Raw genomic sequence first — 14,041 nt, forward strand, 5'->3', positions numbered from 1 at the left:
GCTGCATTCAGAAACTAAAGCACGCATACCGAATGGTACCTGTCTACTTCATCACATCCCCAAGTCCAAGCATTACATTCATTTAGTACGCAGCTGTATCCTGGCGGGCAACCCACACTCGGACCATAAGGATCGTAAGGGCAATAATTAATACAAGCAGGACAAGTAGAACCTCCAGTGGTCTGCTTCATTTCATTTCTAGATAAGGTTTTTCCAATCATAATTCATTTTGTTTTAGGGTTGATTAATTGGTTAGTTACCCTAAAATACTAATTTACAGCACGATATACAACAAATACGTTTGTGTAGATAAAATTGAATAAAAAGATCTGATAAAAATCTAATGATAGATAAGGCAACAATAAAAAATGGAAACCAATAAAAAAGGCCGTCTCAAATTGAGACAGCCTTTTCAATTTCTTGAATTGAAGAATTATACTTCCCAATCACAAACTGCACGTTGGCCGTATTGTTCGTAATTCCAACAGCATGGCTCCATACTGGTACATTCTACTAACACACAGTTACCTCCTGGCGGGCAACCTGCACCAGGTCCTCCAAATTCGTAAAGACAACTGCTGGTACAAGCTTGACATCTAAATGCATCATAAACTATGGGCTCGCCAGGCCAACAATGGGCCTGTCCATGATGACCACCTGTAAATTGTTTCAGTTCATTTCTAGATAATGATTTTCCGATCATAATTGATTTTTGTTTTAGGTTGGTTAATCCGTTAATTAATCCTAATATACTAAATCACAGTACGATATACAAATAAAAAAGGGCTACCTCAACCCGAGACAGCCCTTTCAATTTCTTGAGTTGAAGAATTATACTTCCCAATCACATACCGCACGGTACCTGTATTCTTCAGGACAAGTCCAATGCCAAGCATTACATTCTGTTAGTACACAATTTCCACCCGGAGGGCAGCCCGCTCCTGGTCCACCAGCTTCATAAAGACAACTGCTGGTACAAGCCAGACATCCTGGATCACCGCCAGTAGTCTGCTTCATTTCATTTCTAGTTAGAGATTTTCCAATCATAATTGATTTTGTTTTAGGTTGATAATTGGTTAATTCATCCTAATATACTAAATCACAGCACGATATACAAATAAAAAAAGGCGGCCTGTACTAGGACCGCCCCCTTAACTAACTTATTATTTATAACTGGCTGTTGGGGAAGGAGTCGAACCTTCAAGGGGTAGTTAGCTGCAATTCAAAATTAATTTGTGGTCAACCCATAAATTGCGTTTGTCCCATGATCCCACCACCGAGACAAGGAGGTGTGTCTGCCAATTTCACCACCCAACATTATTTGGTTCTCAGTTGGCAGTTCTTAGTTTTCGGTTTGGTAACTGTCAACTTTAAACTGCTAACTTCAAATTGCTGTAGGGGAAGGAGTCGAACCTTCATAGAGTGGTTGTACCATTACTGGATTTCCCATATCCTCTACCACCGAGACAAGGAGGTGTGTCTGCCAATTTCACCACCCTACAGAGTATAAGCAATTGTTAAAGAACTATTTCGTTGTACTTGCTTGATACAAACATAAGACAAATATCAAATATGTTGCAAATATTTTAATCATTTTGTTTTATTTTTACAATTTTTGTAATTAAATTACATTATCATTAATATTTAAGAAAATTATGCTTAAAAAAGAAACCCAAAATTTAGAAATTGACAACCTTGATATTCAGATTTTAACCCAGTTGATGCAAGATGCGACCAAACCCTATACAGAAATTGCAAAAGAACTCATTATTTCTGGTGGAACCGTTCACGTAAGGATGAAAAAATTGATGGATATGGGATCATCAAAGGCTCACATCTGATCATCGACCCTAAAAAAGCAGGTTTCGATATTACAGCCTTTTTGGGTATCTATCTAAGAAAAAGGATCATTATACAAAGATGCTGTTGAACAGCTCAGCAAAATCAAAGAAGTAGTAGAGTTACACTATACTACAGGCTCTTACAGCATGTTCGCAAAAATTACCTGTCGAGATACCAACCATTTACGTCATGTATTGAACGAGGAGATACAGGCGGTAAAGGGGATACAGCGTACAGAGACCTTGATCTCGCTCGAGGAAAGCATCAAGAGACAGATCGAGCTTTAAGTTTTTCCCTGGTCGTGTAAACACGAACCAGGGAAATTAATCAAATGTAAGTATGAGCCTGTCGAAGACTTGATCAACAAATGCTTCGACAAGCTCAGCATGGCAGTTCTTACTCAAGAATCAGGTTCCGTAATCCCGACCTGAATTTATAAACTATTTAAATAGACCTTTCAGTTTCGCTAATTTTTCTTGCAGATCACCATCCGCATCTTTTTTAGCTTGCGCTGTTTTTTGTACCTGTTGTCTTTGGTCCCTACGCTTTGCCACATCGTCGTTACTCCTTGTTCCTTGCTCTTTATTCCTCACTACCTGCTCCTTCGGCTTAGGACCATTTTCTGTTTTCATCGACAATGAAATCCTTTTACGGGCTACATCTATCTCCATTACGGTAACTTCTACCACCTGGCTTACTTTAACCACGTCGTTAGGATTGGCTACAAAGCGGTTGGCCAACTGACTGGTATGTACCAAACCATCTTGATGGACACCAATATCTACAAAAGCTCCAAAGTTGGTGATGTTGGTTACAATACCTGATAACTTCATCCCAGTTTTCAAATCTTCGATTGCATTTACACCTTCTGCAAAACTAAAGGCTTCAAACTGCTCACGCGGATCACGTCCTGGTTTGGCCAATTCTTTAACAATATCATTTAAGGTAGGTAGCCCTACTGTGGCACTCACATAACGCTGTAGATTGATCTGTTTCTGCAAATTGACATCTTTCATCAAGTCATCCACTGTACAGCCCAGATCAGCTGCCATTTGATGTACAAGGGCATAGCGTTCTGGATGGACTCCACTACGGTCTAACACCTGTTTGGCATCACGGACTCCGCAAGAACCCCGCTGCCTGCTCAAATGCCTTATCGCCCAAACGTGGAACTTTTTTTAGGCTCTCCCTATTTTTAAAGGCACCATGGGTATTGCGATAATTTACAATATTCTGCGCCAATTGGTCTCCCAATCCAGAAACGTAGGCTAGTACTTGTTTTGAGGCCGTATTCAGTTCAACCCCCACCGCATTTACACAACTCATCACCGTATCATCCAAACATTGTTTCAGCTGGTTTTGGTCAACATCATGTTGATATTGGCCTACACCAATAGACCTCGGATCTATTTTCACCAGCTCTGCCAATGGATCCATTAACCTACGACCAATTGAAACCGCTCCACGAACGATAATATCTTGTGTGGGGAATTCTTCTCTAGCCAAAGGCGAAGCCGAATAGATAGAGGCACCACTTTCATTCACCATTACCACTACTACATTGGGGATCTTTAATCCACGTACAAATGTTTCTGTTTCCCTACCCGCAGTTCCATTGCCAATGGCAATAGCTTCAATGTTATGTTTTTCGCACAATTGAGTCAACTGCCAAGCTGCGTCTTTTAAGTTTCCTTGTCCGGTGTGTGGATAAATAGTCGTATTGACCAATAACTGGCCTTGTTGATCCAAACATACCACCTTACAGCCCGTTCTAAAACCAGGGTCGATGGCCAATACATTTTTTTGGCCCATGGGTGCTGCCAATAAAAGTTGACGAGCATTTTCGGCAAAGACCTTGATCGCCTCATCGTCGGCTTTTTGTTTGGTCAACGCCCTCAGCTCGGTTTCCATTGCAGGGCGAAGCAACCTTTTGTAACCATCAGTAATGGCCAATTGCACTTGGTCGCTACAAGCATTTCTGGCCGTGATAAATTGATTTTCCAGTAGCGCGATGGCATCTTCATCCGGCGGAAGGACATCTAGCTTTAAAAAGCCTTCCTGCTCACCTCTACGCATAGCCAATACACGATGTGATGGGGCTGTTTTGGCACTTTCTTCCCATTCAAAATAATCTTTATACTTGATGCCCGCTTCTTCTTTCCCTTTAACCATTACCGTTTTATAGGTAGCTTTTTGGGTAAAATGATGACGCATCTTTGTTCTGGCATCGGCATCTTCGCTGATCATTTCTGCGATAATATCTCTTGCACCTGCCAAAGCCTCTAAAACAGTATTTACGCCCTTATCTGCTTTGACATACATCTCTGCTTCTTGTGTAGGGTCTATCCTGCTTTGCGACAAAATGCGTAAAGCCAAAGGCTCCAATCCTTTTTCTTTAGCTACTGATGCCCTCGTTTTGCGCTTGGGTTTATAAGGCAGGTAAATATCTTCTAAAGCAGTGATGGTTTTAGCTTCGTTTATTTTTTTGGCCAGCTCTGGCGTTAACTTCTCTAACTCTGTCAGTGATTTTAAGATCGCCTCTCGACGCTTGTCGAGTTCGCGTAGTTGTTGGGCCAGATCTCTGATGGCGGCTACCTGCACCTCGTCTAAACTACCTGTAACCTCTTTACGGTAACGGGAGATAAAAGGTACGGTTGCGCCTTCGTCTAACAACGCCAAGGTTGCACTTACTTGTTTAATGGCAATATTTAATGCGCTTGCTATATGCTGAAAATGTATATCCATATTGAGTTTTAGAATGAGCTAATTTAGGTAGATGATTACACAGATTAAAATGATTAATATACGATTTTGTAGTTTGATCACGAAACCACTGTTCTTTAAACCCGATTGAATATACCTACCACAAGAAAGATTCTTTTCTTGTTTCGTAACGACGGTTAAATAAAAAATCCCCCAAGAAATCTTAGGGGATTTGTATTTGATACGCTTCGACAAGCTCAGCGTAATAATTGGTTCTTATTTGTTAACGTACATTACTTCTTTAACCGCTTTAACCACTCTTTCTGCATTAGGCAAACTAGCAGCAATTAGGGTTGGAGCGTATGGAAGAGGCACATCTGCACAAGTGATACGCAAGATTGGTGCATCTAAATGATCAAATGCATGTTTCTGAACGTTAAAAGTAATTTCTGAAGAGATTGATGCCAATGGCCATGCTTCTTCTACAATTACCAAACGGTTTGTTTTTTTAACAGAAGTGATAATTGTTGCGTAATCAATAGGACGAACGGTCAATAAATCGATCACTTCTACACTAATTCCTTCTTTGGTTAATTCTTCTACAGCTGGGTTAACCACACGCGTCAGCATTTTACCGAAAGTTACGATGGTTACATCTGTACCTTCTTTTGCAACTTGTGCTTTACCGATTTCTAAAGTGTATTCGCCTTCTGGTACATCGCCTTTATCGCCATACATTACTTCAGATTCCATGAAGATCACTGGATCTGGGTCGTTGATTGCTGCTTTTAACAATCCTTTAGCATTATAAGGAGTTGATGGAACAACCACTTTTAGACCAGGGCAGTTTGCAAACCAGTTTTCGAAGTTTTGCGAGTGCTGCGCACCTAATTGACCTGCATTACCTGTAGGGCCACGGAAAACGATTGGCACAGAAAACTGACCACCACTCATCGACAAGATTTTTGCCGCAGCGTTGATCAATCTGGTCAATTGCCACCAATGAGAAATTGAAAGTCATAAATTCTACAACAGGAATAAGGCCATTCATTGCTGCACCGATACCGATACCTGCAAAACCTAATTCGGCAATTGGTGTATCAATCACACGTTTCTCGCCGAACTCGTCCAACATTCCCTGACTAACTTTATATGCACCATTGTATTGCGCAACTTCTTCGCCCATTAAAAAAATGTTCTCGTTTTTACGCATTTCTTCGCTTAATGCTTCGCGTAGTGCTTCTCTAAATTGGATCTCTCTCATTGTATATTCAAAAATTAATCGGGGCAAATATAATTATTCCTTTGGTCGAAACCAAAGGCAATACTCACGTAGATTTGTAATAATTTAAATGAAAAAAATCCATCCTTCTACAGCATTTAAGAAATGTCCTGTCCAAAATGGATAATGTTCCCGTTATTATCCAAAATAGAAAATTGGCGCATTTCCCATTCCATATCTTTCAAGGCTCCTTCTGGGTGGATAACGCCTTGTTTCTGGTATTCTTCAAAAAGTGCGTCTACTTCTGTTACATTGAAATAACAACCTGTTGCCTTGGGGATTGCAGGGTCGTCGGTAGGCCAAAAATGAAGGTCGAGCCCATCTTTGCTAAAGATCAGGTAACCATCCCAATCTGCATGAAAAGTAAAACCTAATTTTTCTGTATAAAATCTAACCGTTTCTTCGGTATTTAAAGAGGCGAGTATTGGTACAGCTGTTTTTAACATTTTAAGTAATTATTTGATGTCGACTTTGGTCTTAGTCCTTTTGTTTCCAATCACTTTTTAACAGCGAATAGATCTCGCTGTCCAGAAATTTTCCATTAAAATAATAATCTTCCCTGAAATAGGCTTCTTTTACAAATCCATGTTTCAATAAAATCTGTCTGGAAGCATCGTTCCCTGGGTTGATATTGGCCTGAATGGAATGTAATTGGATCTGCTCAAAGCCAAAAGCGATAGTTTTGAGCAGAGCTTCAGATACGAAACCCTTTCTCCAATACTCGGGCAACAACATATAACCTATTTCGGCCCTATGGTTGGCCAGATTTGTTCTCCAATAACCAATAGAACCAATCATTACATTAGGATTTTCCTTCAACGTCATTACCCAAGCTAGATGTTTGCCTTGCTTAAAATCATCATTAAAAGTATTGATGAATGTTTCTATGTCCTGGATGGCCCGAGGTCTTTCGCGATCAATGTAGCGCATCACTTCCTCATTTGTACGCATGTTGAATAAAGCGTCGGCATCAGTAATTGCATGCTCACGAAGAATCAGTCTTTCGGTTTCTAATATTGGGAATGTTGGAAATTTAAGTTCTAGCATTTTTAGTTAAAGATTTAACACAATTTAAGCAAAATGAAACATATTTTACATCTTACCGCACTTAGCCCTTTCCAAACAGCGTCTTATAGATAGAGTAAACGTAGTTATCGGGTACTTCACTTGCCCTAAAAGGAACATTCAAGTCAAAAAGTTCGGCCACTTTGTTTTGCAGTTGCAACAAGAACAAGGGTTTGATTTCTTCTAAATAGGCTTCAGCTAAAGTAGATTTCCTAGAGCGGAAATATACGTTGCCATCGCCCATGGTTTTAACCACAAATAGATTGGGTTCTACACCACTTTTGCCCGATTGTTTTTCGTAGGCATAGGTATAGATCAACGTTTGTATCAAAGCTTTATTGATGTGTTTTCCGTTAGTATCAAAAACTTTTTCTATTTCTGAAAAAGTTAATTTATCACTTCCTGTTTTATAATCGATGATACGGGTAACACCGTTCCGCTCATCTATCCGGTCGATAAACCCAAACAGTTTGATCTGTTCCATTTTGCCATTTAGTTCAAATTCCAGTTCCGTACTTATCTTTTCTTCCAAACTAAGGATTCTAAATGGCGCATCTTCTTCATCCTTGTTCAAAATAATATCTGCATAAGCCTCTACGATGGCCAAAATTACTTTCTGCATACCCGAATACTCCAAAGGCCCTTCTTCTTTGTTGGTCATCACATAATTGAAGGCCTTGGCCACCATGTTTTTAATACCTTTTCTTTTGAGCTTAATGATTTCGGCCGTTACTTCTTTGTTGATCTCTTTCTCATAGCAATATTCCATCACCTTGTGTAAAATGGAACCAATCTGATTGGCTTCTATAACTGCGGTAACTTCTTCGGGTTCTTTAATTTCTGCAATGTAGCGGAAGAAAAAATCGATAGGATTGGAGATGTACATGGTTAATGCCGATGGCGACAAGACTTTTTCTTTACGGAGGTAACGTTGCAAAGCAGCTTGTATGCTCGGGTCTTTTTTATCAATGACCACCTCTTCTTGCTGTTCGGTACTCACTGGAAGGTTTAGCGATGCGTACTTAAACTCAAAGCCACTTTCGTATTCCAACTGTTTTAAAATCCTACTTACTTCTCCTGTATTGCTTTCATCGGTTAGACTGTTATAGATAAAATTGATATATTTTGCCCTTTGTAATAGACGATACACCATATAGGATGAAATGGCATCTAAATTTTCTAAAACCGGTAAGCCATAGGCCCTACGAATGCTATCTGGGATAAAGCTGTTGCCCATGGAGGTTTTTGGGATAACACCTTCGTTAAAGCCCAAGAAAACAACTTTATCGAAGTTAAGGTTACGGCTTTCCAACAAACCCATCAATTGTACTCCTTTTAATGGGTCGCCGCTTAAAGGCACAGCCACACCCTGCAACGATTTTTGAATAAGCTGTACCACAAAATGAAACTCTTCTTCTTTTACAAACTGTTTAAGGGTATCATTTAATCGGGTAAGCTCTTCTATGGTTTCCACAAATAGATCCGCATCAATTTTTTTAAGTGTTTGCTGTGTTGATAAGCGCAACAACAGATAACGCATTACGCCAAGCAGCTCGTTTACCAAATTGTCTGGATCCTCTACTTTTTGATAGAATTTCTCAAAAATCCCTCCTTGTTTCTGTAAGCGAGTGCGCTCAATGTTGACCACATTTTCTTTGAGCAAGGCCGTTTGAACATTCTGCTTCATTTTTGAGGTAAGGCCAGTAAGTGGGTGCGTAACAAAGGCCTCCAAGGTTTGATAGGTAACCTGGTCATTTTCTCTCAGCTCTAGCTGGGTAGTCAACCATAGATCGGCCAGACCAAAAACAGTAGAACTTGCCAAAGCAAAACCCATCGTCACATTTAAATCAATGGCATCATCAATGGTCTGCAATGCAGGCATCAACAAGCTCTCATCGGCCAGAATAATGGCAGTAGTCCCGATCTCTTCGTTCTGTGCCTCGCCCAGATCAATCACTTGATTTAAGATTTTGGCTTGTGCACTTTGTCCTTGCACTTTATACACATCTACAAAATGTTGTTCTGACCTAAAGCTGTTACCCAGATCTTCAAATACATTTTTCAGCCCCAATTGGTTAAGATTTTTACGTAAGAATAAGCCTGCTTCTTGAAGTTCATCTTCTACATAATAGCTATCCGTATCGAAATAGAACAAGGCCTTTCCTGCTTCCTGTAATTGTGTAAATACCTTTGCTTCGGCCCTTGTCAGCGCATTAAATCCAACAAAAATAATTTTGCCACTATCAAATGACCGGATAAAATCCAATTTGGATAAATCGGTATTTGCCAAATGGCGATAAACCTGTCCATTGGTAATGTAGTTTTGCGCTTTCAGTTCTTCATGGAAACGGTGATAAAGCTTCGGCATCCTTCGCCACATCTTGATAAATAACGCTTGTTGTTTTTTGTGTTTCCCTTCGCTATACGATTGCCAGAATTGGGCCAGAAACTCGTATTGCTCTTTGCTTAAATAATCGAATTCCAAATTGATCTCTGCCACATCTTCCATTTCCTGATAGAGTTTATCGGCATCTACCAGGTCGTTGTCCAACTGCGCAAAATCGCTCAGCATAATTTTGGCCAAAGGAAAAAACTGGCTGCTTTTCATCTGCGGCAAACCTTCTTCTTCCAACAGTTGGTTATATATTTTTAACAGTGTGAAAAACTGCAGGTAAAAATCAGCTGCCTTTTCTTTTACGCTACCTGCAAAAAACTCTTGTATGGTAAATATCGATGGGCTAAAAAAAGGCTTTTTGATGATGTCTGCCAAATATTTACGTAAATAGGTGGCGGGCCTGTTGTTGTTGAAAACAATGGCACAATATTGTAGGTCATCGCCAAACTTGGCAACTAGGTCTTCGGCAACTTCTTTTAAAAATGGGGTCATTTTATTAGATAAAACTTATAACTTAATTAACCAACTTCAGTTCTTTAGTTACCGCGTAAAACAGGTAACCTTTCACATTAGTGAAACCCATTTGGCCCAGCAATTCTTTATAGCTTAAGACCTGTTCTAGATGTTGATTGCTCTGTTCTAAAGTAAATTTATAATCTACAATGGTTACGCTATCCGCATTGATCAAAATGCGGTCTGGCCGATGTAGTTTTCCATCTGCATCGATGATATTCTTTTCGATAATGCTCTCTGTAGATTGTGCAAAAACTGCCTTCAGCTCTGGGTGTTCCAGTACTTCCATCACCTCAGCTTCTAGCGCAGCTATTTCGTCATTCGAAACTACGCCATTCAAGCGCATTTCTGACAGGCAGTTTTGTACTTCTTCCTTATTGGTGGCATTGGCCAATATTTCGTGTTTGATAGAGCCTAAACGTCCGGATTGTTCAATGTTGAGCACATGTTGTAGGTGCTTTTCTTGCGATGGCACATACAATGTCGACAAACGATCTGTGGTTGGGTATACCAAGAGTTCGAAGCCATTATTTTCGTTTGGTTGCGTGGCTATTAAAACATCATCTACAATTTCATAGCGATTGGTCGTTTCAAAATTTTCTTCTTCAGCAATACTTAACTGGGTTAATACCTGTGCTACGGCATCGCCAACAGCTGTAATGTTAGCTGGGTCTTTCTTTTCCATTACCGATAGGTACAAGTAATCTTTAGATCGGGTAGTTGCCACATACAACATATTCAGGCTGTCCAGATTACTATCTAACAGTTCTTTGTAATAGGCCTTTGCTACCGCCGAATTACTTAAATCGTCGGTAAATTTCAATGGAATTCCCCCTAGTTCTTTGTATACCGTATCGTTGGCCGACACCCAAAAAATAGAGTTCGCCTTTGTTTTCAAATCCCAGTTACAGAATGGTACAAATACCGCTCTAAATGCCAATCCCTTAGATTTATGGATGGTAATTACCTGCACGGCATCGGCCTCATCTGGCGATGGCAACGATTTTTTTACGCCATCTTCGTCCCACCAAGTGAGAAAATTGACAATTCCTTTTTCGCCCATCCTTGTGGCGTTGGCAATCAGATCTCTAAAAGCTAACAAATAAGGCATATGTTGCTTTAAAATCGATATCTGATAGGCATCGATCAAATTTTCTACCAATTCGACCAACGGCAACTGCATCCAATTTTGCCAGTTTTGACAGAGCGCTGTTGGCAGCAAAGCCGATAAACTGTTTAACGATTGACCCGTTAGACCCACATAAACGTTGGGTTGAATTTCTTTTTCGTGCAAGCGATGATATAGGGCAATACAGTTGGCTTTATATAGTGCTGTTTGCGTATCTATACCCACCAAAACTTTGAGGGTATTGATCATGAGCTGCACTGCGCTGTTATTGGCGACCATTAGTGCTTCTCCTGATAAAACAGGGATATTTTGCTCCATCAAACGGGTTACACAGAGCATGGCCTCGAAATTAGAGCGTACCAAAATGGCAATGTCTTTTGCGGCATAACCTTTTGAGGTTTTGAGGGTCTTGATCTCTTCGATTACATCTTGCAATGCAATTTCTCGGTAGGCTGTTTCCGAGAACCTTTCTACATCATCAGGAGCATCGGCTTTGCCAAAACGTTTTACTTTTATGGTGCCGCCTGGCTTGGTAAATGGCGATAGCTTTTGCTTGGCTTTGGCATAAACAGAAGTTACAATATCGCTATAACCACTTTCATCCCACCAATAAGAAAGCTCATCGGATTTCTCGGCGACGTTGGCATTCAATTGGTTTTGCACAACTACAGGCAAGGCTTGGTACAGGTAGTTATTAAAGGTGATGATATTTTCGGTGCTCCTATAGTTTTCTTCTAAGTTGTCGTCAAATACATTTGCTGCTCCAATTTCTTCTTTAGCTTGTTGGTGCAGGATATTCCAATCGCCATTTCGCCAACGGTAAATGGATTGTTTGGTATCGCCAACGATGAGGTTATCTATAAATTTCTGACTTGGTGTGGCAATCGCATTTGACAGGATTGACCTAAAGCTCTTCCATTGGTTAACCGAGGTGTCCTGAAATTCATCGAACAAAAAATTACGGTATCTACTTCCTACTTTTTCCCAAATAAAGGAAGGATTTTCTCCAGCATCATCGGTAATCCCTGTTATGAGTTTTTGCGCATCACTGATTAAAAGGTTATCGTTTTCATTGCGATAATCGCTCAGCAAAACAGCTACCTCTTGCATCAAGCGCAGGTAATAAAGGTTTTTATTAAAAGCTATGGATAAACTATAGGTAGCCAATTTATGATCATGATGAGCTTTGATAGCCACCATTAGCGGATTGAGTTCGGCGAACAGCTGTGGTAGCTCTACCCCTTTTTGAAACCATTCTGTTGGTTCATCTATCAGTTTAAAAACTGCATCCAGTTTGGTCAAATCGCCACGGGTGATATTGGCAATCCTCAACAATCCATTGCGCGATTTACCTTTCAGTTGATCTGGTGTTATGCCATGGTTTTCTAAAACCTGCCAAGCTGCAGTACCTAACTCTTTTAATTGGTCTTGAAAACCGTTGATTTCTGCTTTGGTAATACTGATGTATTTTTTAAAAAGTTCATCTAGACTTTCCAAGCCTAAAGCATTTACCGAGGTCTCAAAAACCTCGTAACTATCTTTGAAGACTTCGCTGATCAAGTTGATCAGTTCTGCCTTATAATTCCAGCTTTTGTTATCACCGATACGTTCTAAGGCCAGGTCAATGATCCATTGCAACAGTTGTTGGTTATGGTTTAGGCTTTCGTCCAGTTTCTGTACCAACTCCTCTTTTACCTTATCGTAGTTCATCTCCAAGGTATAATCGGCATTTAGGCCTAATTCAAAAGCAAAACCACGGATGACCTTTTGCACAAAACCATCTATGGTACTTACGGCAAAGCGACTATAATCATGCAGAATTTTTCTATACACCTTATCCGCTTTGAGTTTTAAGCTTTCTGCATTCAACTCGGGGTGTGCGGCAAGAACCAATACCCGATAATCTTCTATTTTCTTAGCTCCATCGCCCAGTGCAAAACCTTTGAGCACTTCCAAAATCCTCGATTTCATCTCTTCCGTAGCCTTATTGGTAAAGGTTACGGCCAAAATTTCGCGGTATTTGTTTTCGCCACTAAAAAGCAAGGTGAGGTAATGTGCAGTTAGACTGAACGTTTTACCTGAGCCAGCAGAGGCCTGAAGGATCTTAAGGGGTTTCATTGCCATTTTGTGAAGTTAAAACAATAAATGTTCTAATGCCAAAAAGGTTGAAATTTGATGTGTAGGGTTAGGCGTCTAATTTTTCTTCTTCTTGTTTAGGATTTTATGGCTGATCCTTAATGGGCGTTCGGCCATTTCTATAGGATAACCCAACAGGTCTCTGATCACCACCGATGCACAGGCCCCACCAAAAGCCGCAGGCAGATAAGAAACCGTACCATAGGCGGATCGCTTAAAATTGCTACCATCGGTCATGATCGAACGAATCCTTTTTAACTTCCTCAGTTGAGAAAACAGCCTTTATTTTATCTGTATTGGGCAATTTACGTAAGCGCTTACGGATATAACTTGCAAAAACACACTGGTAGGTATCTGGAAGATAAGTAATCCTTAATCTGGTTGGATCCATTTTACCTCCTGCGCCCATAGAACTTACAATGGGCACATTTTTCTCTAATGCTGTAGAAAGCAGCGTAATCTTTGGCATTACACTGTCAATACAGTCCATTACATAATCATATTTAATGTCTAGGATTTCTCTACATTTTTCAGGAGTGAGGAAAGAATTGATCACATGAAGTTTCAATGCCGGATTGATTGCCAACAAACGTTCTTGCATAATTTCGGCCTTGCTAACACCATGATTGGTGGCCAATGCCGGTAACTGTCTGTTCCTGTTGCTGGGATCAACTACATCTCCATCTACAATGGTCATTTCGCCTACACCTGCGCGACAGATAAATTCTGCTGCAAACGAGCCTACTCCTCCTAAACCAATCACCAAAACGTGTTTATTTTGCAATGTTGCAATGCCCTCATCACCAACCAATAGTGCGGAACGTGAAAGCCAACTTAAATCAGACATCTCTCCAGTTAAAAATCAAAAACCAAAAGTTGGATCTACAACAGCTCCAACTTTTTCCAGTTGGCAAAAATACATGCTTTAAGTTCATCTACACTACACTTTTTTAAATTTGCCGCAGCAGTATAGATT

Annotated in this window: 9 protein-coding genes, 2 tRNA genes and 3 pseudogenes; 1 reads left to right on the forward strand and 13 read right to left on the reverse strand. The window is 40.2% G+C overall.

Annotation, left to right across the window (positions count from 1 at the left end; translation table 11 throughout):
* Positions 1 to 14: 14 nt before the first annotated feature.
* The 5 genes from ACFJIZ_RS15665 to ACFJIZ_RS15685 form a co-directional block, all read right to left on the reverse strand.
* Positions 15 to 221, reverse strand: coding sequence for a hypothetical protein (locus tag ACFJIZ_RS15665; RefSeq protein ID WP_379085995.1), 207 nt, complete (start codon positions 219 to 221; stop codon positions 15 to 17).
* Between the two features lie 212 nt (positions 222 to 433).
* On the reverse strand, positions 434 to 703 hold the full coding sequence (locus ACFJIZ_RS15670) for a hypothetical protein (protein ID WP_379085998.1): 270 nt from the start codon (positions 701 to 703) through the stop codon (positions 434 to 436).
* 128 nt (positions 704 to 831) lie between these two features.
* Positions 832 to 1,047, reverse strand: a complete 216-nt coding sequence (locus ACFJIZ_RS15675) for a hypothetical protein (RefSeq protein WP_379086001.1) — start codon at positions 1,045 to 1,047, stop codon at positions 832 to 834.
* A gap of 127 nt (positions 1,048 to 1,174) precedes the next feature.
* Positions 1,175 to 1,317 (reverse strand) — tRNA-Asp (locus tag ACFJIZ_RS15680).
* 75 nt (positions 1,318 to 1,392) lie between these two features.
* Positions 1,393 to 1,502: transfer RNA gene (locus ACFJIZ_RS15685), tRNA-Asp, on the reverse strand.
* Between the two features lie 153 nt (positions 1,503 to 1,655).
* Here ACFJIZ_RS15685 and ACFJIZ_RS15690 point away from each other — a divergent pair.
* Positions 1,656 to 2,129 (forward strand): annotated as a pseudogene (locus tag ACFJIZ_RS15690) (Lrp/AsnC ligand binding domain-containing protein).
* Between the two features lie 153 nt (positions 2,130 to 2,282).
* Here the strand turns inward: ACFJIZ_RS15690 and ACFJIZ_RS15695 are convergent.
* The 8 genes and pseudogenes from ACFJIZ_RS15695 to ACFJIZ_RS15730 all read right to left on the reverse strand — a co-directional run bounded on the left by ACFJIZ_RS15695 (position 2,283) and on the right by ACFJIZ_RS15730 (position 13,912).
* A pseudogene (locus ACFJIZ_RS15695) lies at positions 2,283 to 4,587 on the reverse strand (Tex family protein).
* Positions 4,588 to 4,821: 234 nt separating this feature from the next.
* Positions 4,822 to 5,809, reverse strand: a pseudogene (locus ACFJIZ_RS15700) (pyruvate dehydrogenase complex E1 component subunit beta).
* Between the two features lie 116 nt (positions 5,810 to 5,925).
* A complete protein-coding gene (locus ACFJIZ_RS15705; protein ID WP_379086004.1) occupies positions 5,926 to 6,273 on the reverse strand; it encodes a bleomycin resistance protein in 348 nt (115 codons plus the stop codon).
* A gap of 31 nt (positions 6,274 to 6,304) precedes the next feature.
* On the reverse strand, positions 6,305 to 6,874 hold the full coding sequence (locus tag ACFJIZ_RS15710; protein WP_379086007.1) for a GNAT family N-acetyltransferase: 570 nt from the start codon (positions 6,872 to 6,874) through the stop codon (positions 6,305 to 6,307).
* A gap of 61 nt (positions 6,875 to 6,935) precedes the next feature.
* Positions 6,936 to 9,779, reverse strand: coding sequence for a PD-(D/E)XK nuclease family protein (locus ACFJIZ_RS15715; RefSeq protein WP_379086010.1), 2,844 nt, complete (start codon positions 9,777 to 9,779; stop codon positions 6,936 to 6,938).
* A gap of 22 nt (positions 9,780 to 9,801) precedes the next feature.
* Positions 9,802 to 13,053, reverse strand: a complete 3,252-nt coding sequence (locus ACFJIZ_RS15720) for a UvrD-helicase domain-containing protein (RefSeq protein ID WP_379086012.1) — start codon at positions 13,051 to 13,053, stop codon at positions 9,802 to 9,804.
* Between the two features lie 69 nt (positions 13,054 to 13,122).
* Entirely contained in the window at positions 13,123 to 13,302 is a 180-nt protein-coding gene (locus ACFJIZ_RS15725; protein ID WP_379086015.1) for a hypothetical protein, read from the reverse strand.
* On the reverse strand, positions 13,289 to 13,912 hold the full coding sequence (locus ACFJIZ_RS15730) for a ThiF family adenylyltransferase (RefSeq protein ID WP_379086017.1): 624 nt from the start codon (positions 13,910 to 13,912) through the stop codon (positions 13,289 to 13,291). The genes ACFJIZ_RS15725 and ACFJIZ_RS15730 overlap by 14 nt, the downstream gene beginning before the upstream one ends.
* Positions 13,913 to 14,041: the final 129 nt, after the last annotated feature.

The sequence above is a fragment of the Pedobacter sp. UC225_65 genome (assembly GCF_042698365.1).
Classification (GTDB): domain Bacteria; phylum Bacteroidota; class Bacteroidia; order Sphingobacteriales; family Sphingobacteriaceae; genus Pedobacter.

Bases quoted from the DNA above. Each gene is read 5' to 3' on its own strand.
- ACFJIZ_RS15665 (WP_379085995.1), bottom strand. From the start codon at position 221: ATGATTGGAAAAACCTTATCTAGAAATGAAATGAAGCAGACCACTGGA.
- ACFJIZ_RS15670 (WP_379085998.1), bottom strand. From the start codon at position 703: ATGATCGGAAAATCATTATCTAGAAATGAACTGAAACAATTTACAGGT.
- ACFJIZ_RS15675 (WP_379086001.1), bottom strand. From the start codon at position 1,047: ATGATTGGAAAATCTCTAACTAGAAATGAAATGAAGCAGACTACTGGC.
- ACFJIZ_RS15705 (WP_379086004.1), bottom strand. From the start codon at position 6,273: ATGTTAAAAACAGCTGTACCAATACTCGCCTCTTTAAATACCGAAGAA.
- ACFJIZ_RS15710 (WP_379086007.1), bottom strand. From the start codon at position 6,874: ATGCTAGAACTTAAATTTCCAACATTCCCAATATTAGAAACCGAAAGA.
- ACFJIZ_RS15715 (WP_379086010.1), bottom strand. From the start codon at position 9,779: ATGACCCCATTTTTAAAAGAAGTTGCCGAAGACCTAGTTGCCAAGTTT.
- ACFJIZ_RS15720 (WP_379086012.1), bottom strand. From the start codon at position 13,053: ATGGCAATGAAACCCCTTAAGATCCTTCAGGCCTCTGCTGGCTCAGGT.
- ACFJIZ_RS15725 (WP_379086015.1), bottom strand. From the start codon at position 13,302: ATGACCGATGGTAGCAATTTTAAGCGATCCGCCTATGGTACGGTTTCT.
- ACFJIZ_RS15730 (WP_379086017.1), bottom strand. From the start codon at position 13,912: ATGTCTGATTTAAGTTGGCTTTCACGTTCCGCACTATTGGTTGGTGAT.